The organism is Variovorax sp. P4_B11 (genome assembly GCF_056402355.1).
This window is the reverse complement of the sequence record NZ_JBFUHO010000016.1, coordinates 69204-86536: the sequence shown is the minus strand read 5'-3', so window position 1 is coordinate 86536 and position 17333 is coordinate 69204. Positions and strand designations below refer to the sequence as shown.

General features: G+C 69.0%; 18 protein-coding genes. 9 read left to right on the top strand and 9 right to left on the bottom strand.

All coding sequences use genetic code 11. The features are described from left to right. Positions 1-335: 335 nt before the first annotated feature. The 3 genes from AC1DYD_RS16595 to AC1DYD_RS16585 form a co-directional block, all read right to left on the bottom strand. Positions 336-851: a Smg family protein gene (locus tag AC1DYD_RS16595; protein WP_478173846.1), complete on the bottom strand. Its 516-nt coding sequence runs from the start codon at positions 849-851 to the stop codon at positions 336-338. A 67-nt stretch (positions 852-918) separates the two neighbouring features. Beyond that, positions 919-2046 (bottom strand): DNA-processing protein DprA, encoded by a 1128-nt coding sequence (dprA, locus tag AC1DYD_RS16590; RefSeq protein ID WP_478173845.1) that lies wholly within the window; start codon positions 2044-2046, stop codon positions 919-921. An 18-nt stretch (positions 2047-2064) separates the two neighbouring features. Continuing rightward, entirely contained in the window at positions 2065-3285 is a 1221-nt protein-coding gene (locus AC1DYD_RS16585) for a LysM peptidoglycan-binding domain-containing protein (RefSeq protein ID WP_478173844.1), read from the bottom strand. Positions 3286-3445: 160 nt separating this feature from the next. On the opposite strand from AC1DYD_RS16585, the gene def reads away from it, so the two are divergent. Genes def through AC1DYD_RS16560 form a run of 5 tightly spaced genes read left to right on the top strand, consistent with a single transcriptional unit; the run spans position 3446 to position 6539 of the window. Continuing rightward, positions 3446-3979, top strand: coding sequence for a peptide deformylase (gene def / locus AC1DYD_RS16580; RefSeq protein ID WP_478173843.1), 534 nt, complete (start codon positions 3446-3448; stop codon positions 3977-3979). Between the two features lie 2 nt (positions 3980-3981). Further along, on the top strand, positions 3982-4470 hold the full coding sequence (locus tag AC1DYD_RS16575; RefSeq protein ID WP_478173842.1) for a hypothetical protein: 489 nt from the start codon (positions 3982-3984) through the stop codon (positions 4468-4470). Continuing rightward, positions 4467-5429: a methionyl-tRNA formyltransferase gene (fmt, locus tag AC1DYD_RS16570; protein ID WP_478173841.1), complete on the top strand. Its 963-nt coding sequence runs from the start codon at positions 4467-4469 to the stop codon at positions 5427-5429. Before AC1DYD_RS16575 ends, fmt begins: the two co-directional genes overlap by 4 nt. 13 nt (positions 5430-5442) lie before the next feature. Further along, positions 5443-6183, top strand: a complete 741-nt coding sequence (locus tag AC1DYD_RS16565) for an AzlC family ABC transporter permease (protein ID WP_478173840.1) — start codon at positions 5443-5445, stop codon at positions 6181-6183. Further along, on the top strand, positions 6180-6539 hold the full coding sequence (locus AC1DYD_RS16560) for an AzlD domain-containing protein (protein ID WP_478173839.1): 360 nt from the start codon (positions 6180-6182) through the stop codon (positions 6537-6539). Before AC1DYD_RS16565 ends, AC1DYD_RS16560 begins: the two co-directional genes overlap by 4 nt. Positions 6540-6570: 31 nt before the next feature. Here AC1DYD_RS16560 and AC1DYD_RS16555 read toward each other — a convergent pair whose 3' ends face one another. Genes AC1DYD_RS16555 through AC1DYD_RS16530 form a run of 6 tightly spaced genes read right to left on the bottom strand, consistent with a single transcriptional unit; the run spans position 6571 to position 12101 of the window. Then, positions 6571-7548, bottom strand: coding sequence for a Bug family tripartite tricarboxylate transporter substrate binding protein (locus AC1DYD_RS16555; RefSeq protein WP_478173838.1), 978 nt, complete (start codon positions 7546-7548; stop codon positions 6571-6573). A gap of 35 nt (positions 7549-7583) precedes the next feature. Then, positions 7584-8543 (bottom strand): MBL fold metallo-hydrolase, encoded by a 960-nt coding sequence (locus AC1DYD_RS16550; protein WP_478173837.1) that lies wholly within the window; start codon positions 8541-8543, stop codon positions 7584-7586. Then, the gene (locus AC1DYD_RS16545) at positions 8540-8758 is read right to left on the bottom strand and encodes a DUF2783 domain-containing protein (protein ID WP_478173836.1); all 219 of its coding nucleotides are present in this window, start codon (positions 8756-8758) and stop codon (positions 8540-8542) included. Before AC1DYD_RS16545 ends, AC1DYD_RS16550 begins: the two co-directional genes overlap by 4 nt. A 16-nt stretch (positions 8759-8774) precedes the next feature. Further along, positions 8775-10415 carry an FAD-dependent oxidoreductase gene (locus tag AC1DYD_RS16540; protein ID WP_478173835.1) on the bottom strand — a complete coding sequence of 547 codons (1641 nt, stop codon included), beginning with the start codon at positions 10413-10415 and terminating at the stop codon, positions 8775-8777. Between the two features lie 17 nt (positions 10416-10432). Further along, positions 10433-11554: an alpha/beta hydrolase family protein gene (locus AC1DYD_RS16535; protein WP_478173834.1), complete on the bottom strand. Its 1122-nt coding sequence runs from the start codon at positions 11552-11554 to the stop codon at positions 10433-10435. Then, entirely contained in the window at positions 11547-12101 is a 555-nt protein-coding gene (locus tag AC1DYD_RS16530) for a VOC family protein (protein ID WP_478173833.1), read from the bottom strand. The genes AC1DYD_RS16535 and AC1DYD_RS16530 overlap by 8 nt, the downstream gene beginning before the upstream one ends. A 214-nt stretch (positions 12102-12315) precedes the next feature. Between AC1DYD_RS16530 and AC1DYD_RS16525 the strand changes: the two genes are divergently transcribed. The 4 genes from AC1DYD_RS16525 (at position 12316) to fba (ending at position 17161) form a co-directional block, all read left to right on the top strand. Continuing rightward, the gene (locus AC1DYD_RS16525; protein WP_478173832.1) at positions 12316-13227 is read left to right on the top strand and encodes a LysR family transcriptional regulator; all 912 of its coding nucleotides are present in this window, start codon (positions 12316-12318) and stop codon (positions 13225-13227) included. 57 nt (positions 13228-13284) lie between these two features. Further along, on the top strand, positions 13285-14481 hold the full coding sequence (locus tag AC1DYD_RS16520; protein ID WP_478173831.1) for a phosphoglycerate kinase: 1197 nt from the start codon (positions 13285-13287) through the stop codon (positions 14479-14481). Between the two features lie 58 nt (positions 14482-14539). Next, positions 14540-15988 (top strand): pyruvate kinase, encoded by a 1449-nt coding sequence (pyk, locus tag AC1DYD_RS16515; protein WP_478173830.1) that lies wholly within the window; start codon positions 14540-14542, stop codon positions 15986-15988. A 108-nt stretch (positions 15989-16096) separates the two neighbouring features. Beyond that, positions 16097-17161 carry a class II fructose-bisphosphate aldolase gene (gene fba, locus AC1DYD_RS16510; protein ID WP_478173829.1) on the top strand — a complete coding sequence of 355 codons (1065 nt, stop codon included), beginning with the start codon at positions 16097-16099 and terminating at the stop codon, positions 17159-17161. The last annotated feature ends 172 nt before the right edge of the window (positions 17162-17333 follow it).

Genomic DNA, 17333 nt, shown 5'->3' with positions numbered 1-17333 from the left:
TCCGGGCGCCCACCCCCTACCGGGGGCAACACCAGCGGCCCGGCAAAGCCGGTTCCGCGGTGTTTCACCAACAGGCCTGGCTTCGCCGGCCACGGAATACTGGCGCTGTGGATTGTCTTCGGCGGCGCGCAGCGCACGCCTGTTGGTGGGCAGTCGCGGAACCGGCTTTGCCGGGCCGCTGACTGCGCCCCCGGTAGGGGGTGGGAGGGCTACACGAAGTGAGCCCGACCTGGGGGCGAGCTTAGTGCAGCGGAACCGGCTTTGCCGGGCCGCTGACTGCGCCCCCGGTAGGGGGTGGGAGGGCTACACGAAGTGAGCCCGACCTGGGGGCGAGCCTAGTGCGCCACGCGAAGCGTGGCATCGTCGCAGAGCTCGTCGAGCACCAGCGCGTCGGGCTCGACGCCGGTGCTCCAGTGCACCATCAGCACGATGATCTTGAGCTCGTCGAGCGCCAGCGGCTCGCCCGGCGTGGCCATGGCGCGCTCGACCACGATCTCGCGCATGCCGGCCGGCAGCACGCCCGCGGACTCGAGGAAGCTGATGAAGCCCAGGCATTCGGCGCCGATGTGCTCCTGCTCGGCGGTCGAGTAGACGCGCATCGCGTCGGCCGACTGGGGAATCGCGGCATCGGCCGCCGTGCCCGGCAGCACGGTGGCGCTGATGCCGTCGGCGTGGCGGTTGAGCTGGACGCCTCGTGTCGCCAGGCTCAGGCCGTCGAGCCAGTGCAGCGCCTCGCGGATCTCGTCCGCATCGAAGCCTTGCGCGCTGAGCTTGCGCCCCAGCTGCTCGGGTTCGGGGCAGGCGTCGCCGCGCCAGTAGTTTTCGTAGACATACACGAGCACTTCGAACATGGGTTCAATATAGCCCACCCGAAGCGCCGCTCGACGAAAGTTGCGCCGACACGACGCCGCAGCGGGCTCAACCGAGCGCAATACGCTGGAACAGGCCGCCCGGGAGGCGGGCGATGCGGCCCGCCAGTTCGAGTTCGAGCAATTGGGCCTGCAGCATGGCCGGGCTGAAACCGGTGCGGGCGCACAGGGCGTCGAGGCCGACCGGGTCGAATCCGAGCGCGCCCAGCAGCGCTGGTTCGGTGGCATCGTCCAAGGCGGCGGGCGCGGCTGCCGGAGGCGCATCGGCCAGGCCCAATTCCTCCAGCACGTCGGCGACCGATTCGACCAGCTTGGCGCCCTGGCGGATCAGCGCGTGGCAGCCGCGCGATTGCGGCGAGTGGATCGAGCCCGGGATCGCGAACACCTCGCGCCCCTGCTCGACCGCGAGCCGGGCCGTGATCAGCGAACCGGAGCGCAGCGCGGCCTCGACCACCAGCGTGCCGCGCGTCAGTCCGGCGATGATGCGATTGCGCTTCGGGAAGTTCTGGTTCAGGGGCGGCGTGCCCAGCGGGTACTCGCTGACGACCAGGCCCCGGGCGGCGATCCGGTGCGCCAGCGCGCGATGCCGGGCCGGATAGACGCGATCGAGCCCGGTGCCGACCACCGCCACCGTCGCCAGCCGCCCGGGCCCGGCGGCCTCGAGCGCGCCCTCGTGGGCCGCGCCGTCGATGCCGAGCGCCAGGCCCGAGACCACGGTGAGCCCGGCTTCGCCGAATGCCCGCGCGAACGCCCGTGCATTCCCGGCGCCTTGCGCCGTGGGATTGCGGCTGCCGACCATCGCGATGCTGCGGTCCAGCTGCGTGAGCTCGAAGGCGGGTGCGCCCAGGAGATAGAGCAGCAGCGGCGGATCGGCGGTCTCCAGCAGCGAGGCCGGATAGCCGGGATCGCCCAGCGTCAGGATGCGGCGTGTGGTGCCCTCGGCGTCGGTGCCCCGGAGCCAGTCGAGGGTGCGCTCGAGCAACGCGGCCAGCTCGACCGGTTCGCGCTGCAGCGCCTGGGCCTGCGCGCTGCCGGCGACCTGCCGCAGGGCCTCATGCGATTGGGCGAAGATGCCGGCCGGCAGGCCGAAGGCCGCGAGCAGCGCGCGGGCGGCGACGTTCCCGACGCCTGGCGTCAGCGAGAGGCGAAGCCAGCCCGCAAGTTCGTCGCGTTCCACGCCAAGAGGGTGCTCGCGTCAGGGATTGGCCAGCAGGTCGCCGATCCGCGGGGTATCGTTGATCTCGAGCACCAGTGCATAGGATGCTTTCTCGAAGGGGCGGAACACCATCAGCAGGCCGATGCGTTCGTTCGGCAGCTTGAGCACTTCCTTGCCGGTGTCATTGGGGGCGGCGGCGCGGTCGACGATGGTGTCGCCGTTCTTCAGGATGGCCAGCACGTGGCCGGACTCGATGCCGTCGCGCGTGCCCTTGTTGATCACCACCACCTGGTTCTGGGCCGCGAACTGCACCGCGTTGCCGTAGACCGAGACGATGCGTCCGTTGACGATCTGCTCGGGCGCCCGCGGCGCGTAGCTCAGCAGCTGGCGCTGGGGCTCGGGCAGCAGGCGGTCGCCGGCGCGCATTTCCTCGCGCGCGGCCACGATGTCGATGGTGGCCGGGACCACGTTCGAGATTTCCTTGCCGTCGACGAGTTGGCTGGCGATGTTCTGGCTGCGCTTGAGCTGGGCCTTGCCGAGGTAGGCCGCCTCGTAGCCGAGGAGTTCGCCGGTGGCGGGGTCCATCAGCGGTGTCGCGTTGCGGAAGATGCGGAAGGTCTTGATGGGGCCTGCGGTCTCGATCAGCGGGGAGTTGGCATCACCCAGCGCGTAGGCGCGGTCGCCGCGGGCCAGCAGCACGCGGCTGTCGTTGCCGGCCACGATGTGGGGTGCGGTCCTGAGCGTGTCCTCGTCGACGATGATCGGCTCGCTCAGGAAGGGCTCGATCAGGCTCGGGTTGAGGGTCGGCAGCGCCATCCCCGACATCGACTCGTAGCGGGTGCGCGGCGACAGCTTGACCGTGCCGTCGGCGGCGCCGCCGCGGCGCGTGCTGAGGCGGGCGCGGCCGCCGCTCTTTTCAAGGTAGAGCACCTGGCCCGGGTAGATCCGGTGTGGGTTCGAGATTTCGCCGAGGTTCATGCCCCAGAGCTCGGGCCAGCGCCACGGGCTGCGCAGGTAGAGGCGGGAAATCGCCCACAGCGTGTCGCCGGGCTTGACCGTGTATTCGTCGGGCGCGTTGGGGGCCAGCTCGCCGATCGGGATGCCTGCCTGGGCCGTCTGCTGGGCCAGGGCGCGCTGTTGTGGCGTGACCGGATAGTTCTGTGCGAAAGCGGTCGCGGCACCGGCAACCCCCAGGGCGACGGTCGCCAGGGCGGTCAGGAGGCGGGGGCGCGGGCTGTCGTTGATTCGGAGTTTGGTCATGGTTTATGGTGTGCACACACTACGCCACGCAGGATGTACGAATCCTCACAATTTGCTACGAATTTTGCGCTGAAGCCCTTGATAGGGCAACGTATTCGGGGAGTTCGCCGGCAGCACGTCGCGGAAATGGCGAAAATAGCGACAACTTTTCCTCGCTTTCATGGCTAAAAGAACCATTTTGAGTTACCCGGACCCGCGCCTGCATACGGTGGCCAAGCCGGTGCAGGGTGTCGATGCGCGCATCAAGACGCTGGTCGCGGACATGCTCGAGACCATGTACGACGCCAACGGCATCGGCCTGGCGGCGACCCAGGTCGACGTCCACGAGCGGCTGGTCGTGATCGACATCTCCGAAGAGCGCAACAAGCCGCTGGTCCTGATCAATCCCGAGATCGTCTGGGCCAGCGATGAGAAGGTGCTCAATGAAGAGGGTTGCCTCTCGGTGCCGGGCATCTACGACGGCGTCGAGCGCTCCACTTCCGTGCGCGTGACCGCGCTCGATGCCGAGGGCGAACCGCAGGCGATCGAGGCCGAGGGCCTGCTGGCGGTCTGCATCCAGCACGAACTCGACCACTTGCTGGGCAAGGTGTTCGTCGAGTACCTGTCGCCGCTGAAGCGCAATCGGATCAAGAGCAAGCTGCTCAAGCAGCAGCGCGAAGACCAGAAATCGGAACAGCGCGAAGGACGGCGTTGACCATGCGGCGCCTGTGGCCCGTGGCGATGGCGCTGGTCCTGGGGCTGTCCGGCTGTGCGCTCGATCCGACGCGGCTGCCGCTGGGCAGCACCCGGGCCGAAGCGCTGCAGAAAGTCGGCAATCCGACCACCACCTACGCCATGCCCGGCGGTGGCGAGCGGCTCCAATATTCGCGTGCGCCGTCAGGCGTGACGGTCAACAACGTCGACCTGGACGCCGGCGGCCGGGTGGTCTCCATCCGCCAGGAACTCGACGACGGCATGTTCGACATCACGATCCGACCCGGCGTCTGGCGGGTCGACGACGTGCTGCGCAGCTACGGCCGGCCGTTCGAGATTTCGACCGTCCGCCCGTTCGACGGCGAGGTCTGGGCCTGGCGCTACCAGTCGCACAACAATCCGCGCATCCTCTACATCTACATCGACCTGGACGGCGTGGTCGACCACTATCACACGGCCGACGAGGTGCGTCGGCTCATGACCGACCAATGAAAGTCGCGTTTGCGGGCACGCCCGAGTTCGCGCGCGTCGCCCTGGAGGCGATCGCGGCGGCCGGGTTCGAGATCGTCCTGGTGCTGACCCAGCCCGACCGCCCGGCCGGCCGGGGCATGAAGCTGCAGGCCTCGCCGGTGAAGCAGCTCGCGCTGAACCGCGGCTGGCCGGTGGCGCAGCCGCGCAGCCTGCGCCTCGACGGCAAGTACCCGGACGACGCCGCTGCCGCGCGCGAGGCCATCGCCGCCGCGCAGGCCGACGTGATGGTGGTCGCGGCCTACGGCCTGATCCTGCCGCAATGGGTGCTGGACGCGCCGCGGCTCGGATGCCTCAACATCCACGCGAGCCTGTTGCCGCGCTGGCGCGGCGCGGCGCCGATCCATCGCGCCATCGAGGCCGGCGACGCCCGGACCGGCGTCACGATCATGCAGATGGACGCCGGCCTCGACACCGGCGGCATGCTGTTGCGCGAGTCGCTCGCCATCGGCGACGACACGACTGCGCGGCTGCACGACCGGCTGGCCGAGATCGGCGGGCGGTTGATCGTCGATGCATTGCGGCAGGCCGCTGCCGGCCCCCTGACGGCCGAGGCGCAGCCCGCCGAAGGCGTGACCTACGCGCACAAGGTCGAGAAGGCCGAGGCCCAAGTCGACTGGTCGCTGGATGCCGGCGCGATCGCGCGCCGGGTGCGCGCCTTCGATCCGTTCCCGGGCGCCAGCAGCGTGCTCGACGGCGAGACGATCAAGTTCTGGGCCGCCGACGCCCAGCCGGGCGTGCCGGGCGTGCCGGGCGAGGCGCCGGGGACGGTCCTGGCCGTCACGCCCTCTGGCATTGCGGTGGCGGCGAAGGATTCCATCCTGCGGGTTACCGAATTGCAGCGCGCCGGCGGCAAGCGCCTGGCGGTCGCCGACTTCCTGCGCGGTTTCGACGTCAAGCCGGGCCAGGTGTTCGGCCGATGAAGCGCCGCCCCTGATGTTCCTGTCGTCTGCGATCCGGCGCCAGCCGGAGTTCCGCCAGGGCGTGCGCGACATGTCCTCGGTCGCGGTCGGCATCGGCGCCTGGGGCCTGATGACCGGCGTGGCGATGCTCAAGTCGGGCATGAGCGTGTTCGAGTCGGTGGCGATGACGCTGCTGGTGTATGCGGGCAGCTCGCAGCTGGCGGCCATTCCGCTGCTGATGGCGGGCGCGCCGGCGTGGGTGATCCTGGCCACGGGCTTCTGCGTCAACCTGCGCTTCGTGGTCTTCAGCCTGCACCTGCGGCCCTACCTGATGCACATGCCGCGCTGGCGCCGCATCACCCATGGCTACCTCACGGCCGACATGAGCTACGCCCTCTTCACCCGGAAATACGCGCAGCCGCCGGCCACGCTGGCCGAAAAGCAGGCGCAGGAGGCCTATCTCACGGGCAACTACTTCGTGACCTGGGCGTCCTGGATGGGCATGAGCCTGCTCGGCATCGCGCTGGCCAACATGATCCCGCAAAGCTGGGGCCTGGGCTTCGCCGGGGTGTTGAGCCTGGTGGCGATCGTGTGTTCGATGGCGACCACCCGGCTGCGGCTGCTGGCGGTCCTGATCGCTTCGGCGACCGCGGTGGCGGCCTATTTGCTGCCGCTCAAGCTCAACATCGTGGTCGCCATCGGCGTGGCGGTGCTGGCCTGCTTCTGGCTCGAGAAGCAGTTCGGGCTCGACGTCGATGCGGAGGATGACAAGTGAGCGCCGAAGTGAGCGCGCTGTTCGCGGGGACCGACTTCTGGACCCTGGCGGTGATCCTCGGCCTGGCCGGCGTCACGGTGCTGACGCGCTGCTTCTTCTTCATCCTCGACCGGCCCTGGGGCCTGCCGGAGTGGGCCCACCGCGCGCTGCACTATGCGCCGGCGGCCGCGCTGGCGGCGGTGATCGCGCCCGAGATCGTCATGGCGCAGGGCCATCTGGTCTCGACTTGGCAGGACGCGCGGCTCTATGGCGCCGCCGCTGGCGCCGTCTACTTCTTCTGGCGCCGCGGCGTGCTGGGGACGATGCTGGCGGGAATGGCGGTGTACCTGCCGCTGCACCTGGGGCTGGGCTGGTAGCAGCTCTCCTCGAGGCGGGCCGGCGCCGGCCCTAGTCCAGCTGCACGCCGGCGGTCTTGATGATCCGTCCCCAGCGCTCGCTTTCCGCCCGCGACAACTTGTAGAAATCCTGCGGGGTCCCGGGCAGCGCCTCGAAGCCGAACTCCGAGAACAGCTTGACCACCTTCGGCGACTGCATGGCCTTGTTGAGCTCGCCGTTGATGCGGCCCACCGCTTCCGGCGGCATGCCGGCCGGCCCGATGAGGCCGTGGAAGGCGTAGGCGTTGACGTCCTTGAAGCCGAGCTCGGCGAAGGTCGGCACGTCGGGCAGCGCGCCCGCGCGCTGCGGCAGCGCGATCGCCAGCACCCGCACCTTGCCCGACTTGATGATCGGCAGACCCGAGGCCAGGTCCAGCATCATGGTCGGCACCTGGCCGCCCATGACGTCGGTCATCGCGGGCGCGGCGCCCTTGTAGGGCACGTGCTGGACGCTGATGCCGGCCTTCTGCTTGAACAGCTCCATCGCCATGTGGTGCGGCGAGCCGTTGCCGGGCGAGGCGTAGCTGACCTTGTCGGGGTGGGCCTTCACGTAGCTCACGAACTCGGCCACGGTCTTTGCCGGGAAGTCCGGATGGACCACCAGCGCGACCGGGAAGCGGCCGATGGCGCCGATGTAGCTGAAGTCGCTGGCCGGCTTGTACGGCAGCTTGGCGAACATGTATTCATTGAACAGCAGCGCGGCATTCTCGGCCTGCATGATCGTGTAGCCGTCCGGCTTGGATTGCATCAGCACCGAGACGCCGATGTTGGTCGAGGCGCCGGGACGGTTGTCGATGATCAGGGGCTGCCCCAGCGAGGGCTGCATCGCCTCGGCCAGCGCGCGCGCCAGGTTGTCGGTGCCGCCGCCGGCCACGTAGGGCACGATCCAGCGCACGGGCTGGCTCGGGTAGGCGGTCTGGGCCGGTGCAGGGCCGCCGAACGCGAGCGTGAGGCCCGCGGCCAGCAGTTGCAGGAATCGTTTCATCGTCATTGTCTCCGGAGTTGGAAAAGAAAGGATCTCGACAATCAGCCGCGCAGGGTCTGCCACAGCACGCGGTCGCGCTCGGCCGTCCAGACCACCGGGTGCTCGATGCCACGCAGTTCGTCATAGGCGCGCGAGACGTCGAAAGGCAGCACGTGCTGGAACACCGGCCAGTCGCCGAAGCGCGGCTTCATCGCCTGCTCGGCGCGCGCGAAGCAGCCGCGCAGGCTCTCGCCGGCGTCGATGCCCGCGCGCACGCTGGCGAGCAGGGTCGAGAGAAAGGCCTTGGTGAGTTCGATGGCCTCGGTGCAGTCCGCGCCACCGCGGACCACCGCGCCGCGGCCCGGCACCAGCACCTGCGGCTGCAGCGCCGCGACGGCGTCGAGCGTGCCCGCCCAGTCCTGGATGTAGGCGTCGCCCGCATAGACCCCGCAGCGGTTCTCCACCACGTCGCCCGAGAACAGCACGCCGCAGTCGGGCAGCCAGGCCACGGTGTCGCCGCCCGAATGGCCGCGCCCGAGGCACATCAGCCGCACTTCGCGCGCGCCGAGCCACAGGCTCATCTCGCGCTCGAAGCTCATGCTCGGCACCGTCAGCCCGGGGACCTCCTCGACGCCGGCGAACAGGCGCGGGAAGCGTCCGACCTCGGAGTCGAAATCGGCCTGCCCGCGTTCGCGCACCCAGTCGAGCGTGCCCTTGCTGGCGATGATGGCCTGCGCTTCGTCGAAGGCGCTGGCGCCCATCACGCGCACCGCGTGGTAGTGGGTCAGAACGATGAACCTGATCGGCTTGTCGGTGACCGTGCGGATGTCGGCCAGGAAGTCGCGCGCCATGCGCGGCGTGGGCCGGGTGTCGATCAGCACCACATGCGCGTCGCCGACGATGAAGCCGCAGTTCGGATCGAAGTCGCTGATGTAGCCGTACACCTGGGGCGCGAGTTCGCGCAGCTGCGGCTTCTGCGCGCGGGTGTCGGAGGCGGAGGCGAAGGAGACGGGTGCGTTCATGCGGCGCTTTGTGTCGTGGGGTGGGAAGGCTCGCCGCTGTCGCTCGCGGCGGCGATGCAGTCCAGCAGCACGGCCTGGTCGCCGCACTGGTTGGCCAGCAGCAGCACGAGGCGGGCGTTGAAATCGGCGCTCTGGGATTCGGTCAGCCCTTTGTGCGCGCTGACCCAGGCCGCGTAGAAGCCGTCGGGATCGGGGATGTGGGGCTCGGTGATCATGGTGTGCTGTCCTTCTTCAGCGATGCGCCAGTGCGGTGTGGACCGCGGCCGAGATCGATGCAGGCGTGGGCTTGCGCAGCAGTGCGGCGCGATAGGCATCCGGGCGCACGATGAACAGGCTGCCGGCCGCCGGATTGCCGAGATGGCGCGCCAGTATCTCGTCGGGCTGCAGCGTAGGCAGTCCGCTGTCGCCGCCGACGGCCACGAGCCGCAGCGGAATCGATGCCGCGATGTCGGCCGCCGCTCGGGCTTGAGCGCGCGCCGGCGCGAACCAGAGGCCGAGGCATTGCGTGCCGTCGGCCAGCAGTTCCATGAGCGTGGTCGGTGTTCCGTCGAGGTGGTGCAGCGGCAGGTTCTGCACGGTCCGCCCGCCTTCGGGCAGGTGGGACGCCGCCGGATAGTCATTGGCCACCGACATGCGGCCCGTGTTGACCAGCGCGCGGGCGAAGGCATGGCGCGAGGCAAGCGCCACCACCGCGCGCCGCAGCGTGTGCTCGGCCGGCGTGCGCGGCGCGAGGAAGCGTGCCGAGCGGCTGGTGACGCGCAGGTTCTCCACCGCGGCGGGCCGCCGCTCGGCGTCGTAGGTGTCGAGCAGCGCATCGCCGGCCCGGCCCTGCGCGACCAATGCCAGCTTCCAGCCGAGGTTGGCCGCGTCCTGGATCCCGCTGTTCCCGCCGCGCGCGCCGAAGGGGCTCACGACATGGGCCGAGTCGCCGATGAACAGGATGCGGCCGTGCCGGAAGTCGTCGAGCAGGTGGTCGCGGTAGCCGTAGGGCCCGATCCAGACGAACTCGAACTCCACGCCCGGCCCGAGCTGCTCGCGCAGTCGCGCGCCCGCCACTTCGGGCTGGCTGATGTGGGCCGTGTCGCAGTCTTCGGGCATCTGGTAGTCGATGCGCCAGACGCCGTCGCCCATCAGGTGCTGCCACACGGCGCGGCCTTCGTTGAAGGGCGCGTCGACCCAGGTCCAGCGCTCGGTCGGCAGCGGCTTCTTGAAGCGGACGTCGCTGATGCACCAGCGGTCGGTGCTGCGCGACGGGTGCGCGTCGATGCCGAGCTGGGTGCGGATCGGGCTGTTGGCGCCGGTGGCGTCGATCAGGTGGTCGGCTTCGATGGTGTAGCTGCCGACGGGCGTCTCGACGTCGACGCGAACGCCGTCGGCGAGCGGCGTCACCTGCGTCGCGCGGTTCTTCCAGCGCAGGTCGGTGAGGCCGAGTTCGATGATGCGATCGACCAGGAACCACTCGACGTAGAACTGCTGGAGGTTGATGAAGGGCGGCTGCACCGAGACGCTGTCGGTCTTCAGGTTGAAGTTGTAGACCTCCTTTTCGTTCGAGAAGGTGCGGCCGAAGGACCAGGTGATGCCTTTCTCCGCGATCCGCTCGTAGATGCCGAGGCGCGCGAAGATCTCCAGGCTCTTCTGGGCGTAGCAGATGCCGCGCGACGAGGCGCCACGCACGCCGACCGAATCGTCCTCGTCGAGGAGCACGGCGCGCACGCCGCGGCGCGCGAGGTCGCAGGCCAGCGTCAGCCCGGCCGGGCCGGCGCCGACGATCACGATGGGATGGCGCACGACGGCGTCGTTGCCCAGTTCGGGCGGCGGCACGAAGGGCCAGCTCGGCAGTTCGTACGCGGGTGCGAAGTTGGTGCTTTCCATCGGAGTGTGCGGGGAGTTCACAGGGCGTGGGCCCATTCGGCGACCGCGTCGGCCGCGCGCAGCACCAGCTCCGGCTGGCCCGCGAGGTAGTGGTTGCCGCCGACGATGTCGACATTGCGGATGCGCGCGCCGCCCGCCGCCAGCCAGGCGTCGCGCGTGCTCGGGAAAGTCGACGGGTCGCCGGTGTAGGTCAGCAGCAGCTTGGGCACTGTCGTGCGCGCCAGGTTCGACGGACCGTCGGCTTGCGAGCGCGACGACCATTGCGACAGGAAGGCGGTCAGCGAGGTGGTGCGCCCCATCGCATTGGCCGAGTAGTTCACCTGCCGCGCATCGCCCCAGACGCTGCCCGGCGCGCGGTCGTTGGCATCGATCGAGAGGTCCACGCAGCGCGGATCGGCATGCGTGCGGTAGACGATGAAGGCCTGGTCGCGCGGGGCGCCCGGGGTGCTGCGCAGTTGGCGCAGCCGCTCCAGTGCCCAGTTCTCGATGCGGTCGAGCCGCGCCTTCTGCGCTGCGCTGAAACGGGCGAGGAATTCGGCGCCGTAGGGCATCTCGCGGCGCGCGTCGTACATGTCCAGCTCGGGATCGACCGACAGCGGGTCGTGCTCGTCGGTGACCGACGGGTCGATCCAGTCGCGCATGAGCTTCGCGCGGCCCTGGTGCGCCGCGCACAGCGCGATGCCGTCGACCGGCGGCAGGTCGTCCGGGTGCAGGTGCGTCGGGTCGCCATCCGGGAAGTGGTGCGCCGTGAGCTGCTCGGCCTGCGCCTGGTAGAAGCTGGCCAGCGCGGCGCCGCCCGAGTTGCCGACCAGCACCACCTTCTCGTAGCCGGCGGCGCGCAGGAACTGCACGCCGGCGCCGAGGTCCTGGATCGCGCGTTCCATCAGCAGCACCGTGTCGTTGCCCATGTAGCGCGAGTTCAGGCCCATGCAGCAGATGCCGCGCGCGGCCAGCGGTGCGATCAGGTAGTGGCCCATGAAGTTGCTGGTCGGATGCATCACGATGGCCGCGACCCGCTTCGGCCCGGCCGGCGCCTGGTACGCACCGTAGATGCGCGGGCGCAGCATCTGCAGGCCCGACTGGCTCTCGAGCGAGGCGCCGGGCTTGACGTCGATGACGGCGAGTTGCAGCTCAGGCATGGGAGGCCCTTCCGGCAGCGGCGGCGCGCAGCCCGGCCTTGCGCAGCGTCCAGGCATCGAGGTCGGCGCGCGCATGCAGCGCATGCGCGTCCATCTCGGCCTGCGGCACGGTCGGCGTCGTCAGCTCGACGCGGATGCCGTTCGGATCGAAGAAGTAGATCGATTCGATGATGTGGTGGTCGGTCGGGCCCAGCACCTCGACCCCGGCCGCCTCGAGCCTGGCCCGGGCCGCCAGCAGGTCGGCCACCGAATCGACGCGCAGCGCGATGTGGTTGACCCAGGCCGGCGTGTTGGGAGACGGCAGCGCCGCGATGTCGTCGCCGAGGTCGAAGAAGGCGATGTACGCGCCGTCGCGCATCTGGAAGAAGATGTGGACGTAGGGGCAGTACTCGCCGGTGCTCGGCACGTGGTCGCTCTTGATCACGTGCACCAGCGGCAGGCCCAGCAGGTCTTCATAGAAGCGGCGGGTCTCTTCGCTGTCGCGGCAGCGCCAGGCGAAGTGGTGCAGGCCGCGCACGGGTACGGGCGGTGGTGGCGGATGGTCCATGGTCTGTCTCTTTGGTCAGTTGAGGACAGAGCAAAAACTGCTGCGCAGTTTCTTGGTCTGTCCCGCAAGGTCTCAGCAGGTCGAGGACAGAGCAAAAACTGCTGCGCAGTTTCTTGGTCTGTCCCGCAAGGTCTCAAAAGGCTCGGAGCGCATTGGGCCGCCGTTCTTCTTATGATTCAATCGAAATAAATTCATCGATTGATGAAGAATGACCATGAATCTGACTCTGCGCCAACTGCGCGCCTTCGCTGCGGTGGCCGAAACCGGCAGCTTCACCGCCGCCGCCGCGACCCTGCACCTGACCCAGTCGGCGCTCAGCGTGCTGGTGCGCGAGCTCGAGCGCGAGATGGGCGTGCAGCTGTTCGACCGGCACACGCGGCGCGTGCTGCTGTCGGAGGCCGGACGCGAGTTCCAGCCTTCGGTTCAGCGCCTGCTGGCAGACCTGGCGGGTGCGGTGGCCGGCGTCACCGACCTGCGCGACAAGAAGAAGGGCGTGTTGCGGCTGGCGGCGCCGCAGCTCATGGCCTGCACGCTGATGCCGCGCGTCATCGCCGCCTATCGCGAGGCGCATCCCGACATCGACGTGCGGCTGGCCGACACGCTGCCCGAGCACCTGCTCGACAGCCTGCTGTCGGGCGAAGTCGAGCTGGCGGTGGGCCAGGACGTGGCGGTGGATGCCGCGCTGGTCGAGCGCCGCACGCTGTTCCGCGACCGCCACTGGCTGATCTGCCCGCCCGGCCATCCGCTCGCGCGCCGGCGCAAGGTGCGCTGGAGCGAGCTCGGCCCCTACACCTTCATCGCGCCGACGCGCGACTTCCGCCAGCGGGTGCTGCCCGAGCTGGCCGCCGATGCGCGCGAGCTCATGCTGCGCGCGACCACGCAGGAGGTCTCGTACATGACGACCGCGCTCGGCATGGTCGCCTCGGGGCTCGGGCTGACCGTGTGCCCGACCTATTCGGCTTCGCTGGTGCGGGCCCATGGGCTGCAGATGGTGCGGCTCGACCAGCCCGACTTCCATCGCGAGGTCTGCGTCTACGGGGCGGCCAAGCGCTCGCTGTCGCCGGCGGCGGCGAGCTTCGTCGAGCGGCTCCAGCAATTCGTGCGGGAGCCGGGCCTCGCGGGCTGAAACCTACAATGGCGCTGCCCGTCGCGGCGCCCCTTCTTCGTTTTTTGATCGCCACCCATGAACGTCCTTCGATTCACCGACCTCTGTGCGCAAGGCAAAGTCGCCGGCCAGCGCGTCTTCATCCGAGCCGACCTCAACGTGCCGCAGGACGACAGCGGCCGCATCACCGAGGACACCCGGATCCGCGCCTCGGTGCCCTGCATCCGCGCGGCGCTCGACGCCGGCGCCGCGGTGATGGTGACCTCGCACCTGGGCCGGCCGACCGAAGGCCAGTTCAAGCCCGAGGATTCGCTGGCGCCGGTCGCCGCGCGACTGGGCGAGCTGCTCGGCCGCGAGGTCCCCCTGGTGTCGAACTGGGTCGACGGCGTGCAGGTCGCGCCGGGCCAGATCGTGCTGCTCGAGAACTGCCGTCTCAACAAGGGCGAGAAGAAGAACGACGAGGCGCTGGCGCGCAAGCTCGCCGCGCTGACCGACATCTACGTCAACGACGCCTTCGGCACCGCGCACCGCGCCGAGGCCACCACCTACGGCATCGCCCAGTTCGCCAAGGTCGCTTGCGCAGGCCCGCTGCTGGCGGCCGAGATCGACGCCATCACCAAGGCGCTGGCCCAGCCGCAGCGCCCGCTGGTGGCGATCGTCGCCGGCTCCAAGGTCAGCACCAAGCTGACCATCCTCAAGAGCCTGGCCGAGAAGGTCGACCAGCTGATCGTCGGCGGCGGCATTGCCAACACCTTCATGCTGGCGGCCGGCCTTTCGATCGGCAAGTCGCTGGCCGAGCCCGACCTGCTCGATGAAGCCAAGGCGGTGATCGAGGCCATGCGCGCGCGCGGCGCGGCGGTGCCGATCCCGGTCGACGTGGTCACGGCCAAGACCTTCGCGGCCGATGCGGCGGCGACCGTCAAGGATGCCAGCGATGTCGACGACGACGACCTGATCCTGGACATCGGCCCGAAGACCGCCGAACTGCTGGCCGCGCAGCTGCGCGAAGCCGGCACGATCGTCTGGAACGGCCCGGTGGGCGTATTCGAATTCGATGCCTTCGCCAACGGCACCCGGACCATCGCCCACGCCATTGCCGACAGCAAGGCCTTCTCGATCGCCGGCGGCGGCGACACGCTGGCCGCGATCGCCAAGTACGGCATCGAGAACAAGGTCGGCTACATCTCCACCGGCGGCGGGGCCTTCCTCGAGATCCTCGAGGGCAAGACGCTGCCGGCCTTCGAAATCCTGAGCAGGCGAGCTGCGGGAGCTTGAACCCCTATCGGCGGCGCCGCAAAGTGTATACAGTATCGAATACATTCAGGAGACAACGATGAGCACGCCCCGCCTGCCCCGCCACGCCACCAAGATCGTCGCCACCCTCGGCCCGGCCTCGAACACGCTCGAGCTGCTCGAGCAGATGATCCACTACAAGGTCAGCGTGGTGCGGCTCAATTTCAGCCACGGCACTGCGCAAGACCACATCAACCGGGCCGCGATGGTGCGCGAGGCGGCGCGCCGCAGCGGCCGCGAGGTGGCGATCATGGCCGACCTGCAGGGTCCGAAGATCCGGGTCGGCAAGTTCGCCGAGGGCAAGATCTGGCTCGAGCCCGGCGCCAGGTTCGTGCTCGATGCCTCGCGCACCGAGCCCGGCGATATCGACACCGTGGGCCTCGACTACAAGGACCTGCCGCGCGACGTCAAGCCCGGCGACAGCCTGCTGCTGAACGACGGCCTGATCGTGCTGACGGTCGACGCCGTCAAGGGCGATGCGGTCCACACCACGGTGCGCCTGGGCGGCGAACTCTCCAACAACAAGGGCATCAACAAGCAGGGCGGCGGCCTGACCGCGCCGGCGCTGACCGCCAAGGACATGGAGGACATCAAGACCGCGATGAGCTTCCAGGCCGACTACGTGGCGGTGAGCTTCCCGAAGAATGCCACCGACATGGAAATGGCGCGCCAGCTGTGCAACGTGGCGGCAGCCGAATTCGGCCACAAGCCCGGGATGATCGCCAAGATCGAGCGCGCCGAGGCGATTCCCAAGCTCGAGGAGATCCTGCGGGCCAGCGACGGCATCATGGTGGCGCGTGGCGACTTGGCGGTCGAGGTCGGCAACGCCGCGGTGCCGGCCTTGCAGAAGAAGATGATCCGGATGGCGCGCGAGATGGACAAGGTGGTCATCACCGCGACCCAGATGATGGAGTCGATGATCACCAACCCGGTGCCGACGCGCGCCGAGGTCAGCGACGTCGCCAACGCGGTGCTCGACGGCACCGACGCCGTCATGCTCTCGGCCGAAACGGCCTCGGGCCGCTACCCGCTCGAGACCGTGCAGGAGATGAGCAAGATCTGCGAGGCCGCCGAGGCCGCGGAGGACCTGCAGCTCGACGCCGATTTCAGCGGCAAGAACTACGCCCGGATCGACCAGTCGATCGCGATGGGGGCGCTGTTCACCGCGCACCACCTGGGCGCCAAGGCGATCGTCGCGTTGACCGAGTCGGGCTCCACTCCGCTGTGGATGAGCCGCCACCGGGCCCACATTCCGATGTACGCGCTGACCTCCCGCCTGTCGACTCAGCGGAAGATGGCGCTGTACCGCAACGTGCGGCCGCTGCTGATGGATTCCGAAAGCGACCGCGACACCGCGCTCGAGCAGGCCGAGGCCCACCTCAAGAAGCGTGGCATCGTCCAGACCGGAGACGTCTACGCGATCACCTGCGGCGAGCCGATGGGCGCGCCCGGCGGCACCAACATGTTGAAGATCTGCCGGGTGAGTTAGCTCGCCGCCCCGCGGTTGCAGGGGCCATCGGAGCCGTCCTACAGGGGGCCTCGGTAGAATCGCGGGAGTTATTTCGTTTCCATCCCTAGATTCCCGCGAGGTATTCCCATGGCACTCGTCTCGATGCGCGAACTGCTCGACCATGCCGCCGCCAATGGCTACGGCATCCCGGCATTCAACGTCAACAATCTCGAACAGGTCCAGGCCGTGATGGAGGCCGCCAAGGAAGTCGGCGCGCCTGTGATCCTGCAGGCCAGCGCCGGCGCCCGCAAGTACGCGGGCGAGGCCTTCATCAAGCACCTGATCCAGGCCGCCATCGAAGCCTATCCCACGGTGCCGCTGGTGATGCACCAGGACCACGGCCAGAGCCCCGATGTGTGCCGTGGCGCCATCGACCTGGGCTTCAGCTCGGTCATGATGGACGGCTCGCTCGAAGCCGACGGCAAGACCATCGCCAGCTACGACTACAACGTCGACGTCACCCGCAAGGTGGCCGACATGGCGCACAAGGTCGGCGTCACGGTCGAGGGCGAACTCGGCTGCCTGGGCTCGCTGGAGACCATGAAGGGCGACAAGGAAGACGGCCACGGCACCGAAGCCACCATGACCCGCGAGCAGCTGCTGACCGACCCCGAGCAGGCCGCCGACTTCGTCAAGCGCACCCAGATCGACGCCCTGGCGATCGCCATCGGCACCAGCCACGGCGCCTACAAGTTCACCCGCAAGCCCACCGGCGACATCCTGGCGATCGACCGCATCAAGGAAATCCACCACCGCATTCCCAACACCCACCTGGTGATGCACGGCTCCTCGAGCGTGCCGCAGGAACTGCTGGCCATCATTCGCCAATACGGCGGCAACATGAAGGAAACCTACGGCGTGCCGGTCGAGGAGATCCAGGAAGCCATCAAGCACGGCGTGCGCAAGATCAACATCGACACCGACATCCGGCTCGCGATGACCGGCGCGGTGCGCAAGTTCCTGGCCGAGAACCCCGAGAAGTTCGATGCCCGCGAATGGCTCAAGCCGGCGCGCGAGGCGGCCCGGCTGATCTGCAAGCAGCGCTACCTCGAGTTCGGCTGCGAAGGCCAGGGCCCGAAGATCAAGGGCGACAGCCTGCAGGTGGTCGCTGCCAAGTACGCCAAGGGCGCGCTCGCGCAAGAAGTCATTTAGGCTCACCCCCAGGTCGCGCGCACTTCGTGTCGCGCTCCCACCCCCTCTCCGGGGGCAACCCCAGCGGCCCGGCCAAGCCGGTTCCGCGGGGTTTCCCGAACGGGCCTCGCTGCGCTGGCCGGTTTGTTTCGCGCGGCACGCGCCGCGCGCACAATCTCCGAAGTTCCACGCA

What these genes read in the sequence shown, in the direction of transcription:
- AC1DYD_RS16550 (WP_478173837.1), bottom strand. Translation starts at nt 8,543, where the DNA reads ATGAACGCACCCGTCTCCTTCGCCTCCGCCTCCGACACCCGCGCGCAG.
- AC1DYD_RS16545 (WP_478173836.1), bottom strand. Translation starts at nt 8,758, where the DNA reads ATGATCACCGAGCCCCACATCCCCGATCCCGACGGCTTCTACGCGGCC.
- fba (WP_478173829.1), top strand. Translation starts at nt 16,097, where the DNA reads ATGGCACTCGTCTCGATGCGCGAACTGCTCGACCATGCCGCCGCCAAT.
- fmt (WP_478173841.1), top strand. Translation starts at nt 4,467, where the DNA reads ATGAAAGTCGCGTTTGCGGGCACGCCCGAGTTCGCGCGCGTCGCCCTG.
- AC1DYD_RS16540 (WP_478173835.1), bottom strand. Translation starts at nt 10,415, where the DNA reads ATGGAAAGCACCAACTTCGCACCCGCGTACGAACTGCCGAGCTGGCCC.
- AC1DYD_RS16575 (WP_478173842.1), top strand. Translation starts at nt 3,982, where the DNA reads ATGCGGCGCCTGTGGCCCGTGGCGATGGCGCTGGTCCTGGGGCTGTCC.
- AC1DYD_RS16595 (WP_478173846.1), bottom strand. Translation starts at nt 851, where the DNA reads ATGTTCGAAGTGCTCGTGTATGTCTACGAAAACTACTGGCGCGGCGAC.
- AC1DYD_RS16520 (WP_478173831.1), top strand. Translation starts at nt 13,285, where the DNA reads ATGAACGTCCTTCGATTCACCGACCTCTGTGCGCAAGGCAAAGTCGCC.
- AC1DYD_RS16565 (WP_478173840.1), top strand. Translation starts at nt 5,443, where the DNA reads ATGTTCCTGTCGTCTGCGATCCGGCGCCAGCCGGAGTTCCGCCAGGGC.
- AC1DYD_RS16525 (WP_478173832.1), top strand. Translation starts at nt 12,316, where the DNA reads ATGAATCTGACTCTGCGCCAACTGCGCGCCTTCGCTGCGGTGGCCGAA.
- AC1DYD_RS16585 (WP_478173844.1), bottom strand. Translation starts at nt 3,285, where the DNA reads ATGACCAAACTCCGAATCAACGACAGCCCGCGCCCCCGCCTCCTGACC.
- AC1DYD_RS16535 (WP_478173834.1), bottom strand. Translation starts at nt 11,554, where the DNA reads ATGCCTGAGCTGCAACTCGCCGTCATCGACGTCAAGCCCGGCGCCTCG.
- AC1DYD_RS16530 (WP_478173833.1), bottom strand. Translation starts at nt 12,101, where the DNA reads ATGGACCATCCGCCACCACCGCCCGTACCCGTGCGCGGCCTGCACCAC.
- AC1DYD_RS16555 (WP_478173838.1), bottom strand. Translation starts at nt 7,548, where the DNA reads ATGACGATGAAACGATTCCTGCAACTGCTGGCCGCGGGCCTCACGCTC.
- pyk (WP_478173830.1), top strand. Translation starts at nt 14,540, where the DNA reads ATGAGCACGCCCCGCCTGCCCCGCCACGCCACCAAGATCGTCGCCACC.
- def (WP_478173843.1), top strand. Translation starts at nt 3,446, where the DNA reads ATGGCTAAAAGAACCATTTTGAGTTACCCGGACCCGCGCCTGCATACG.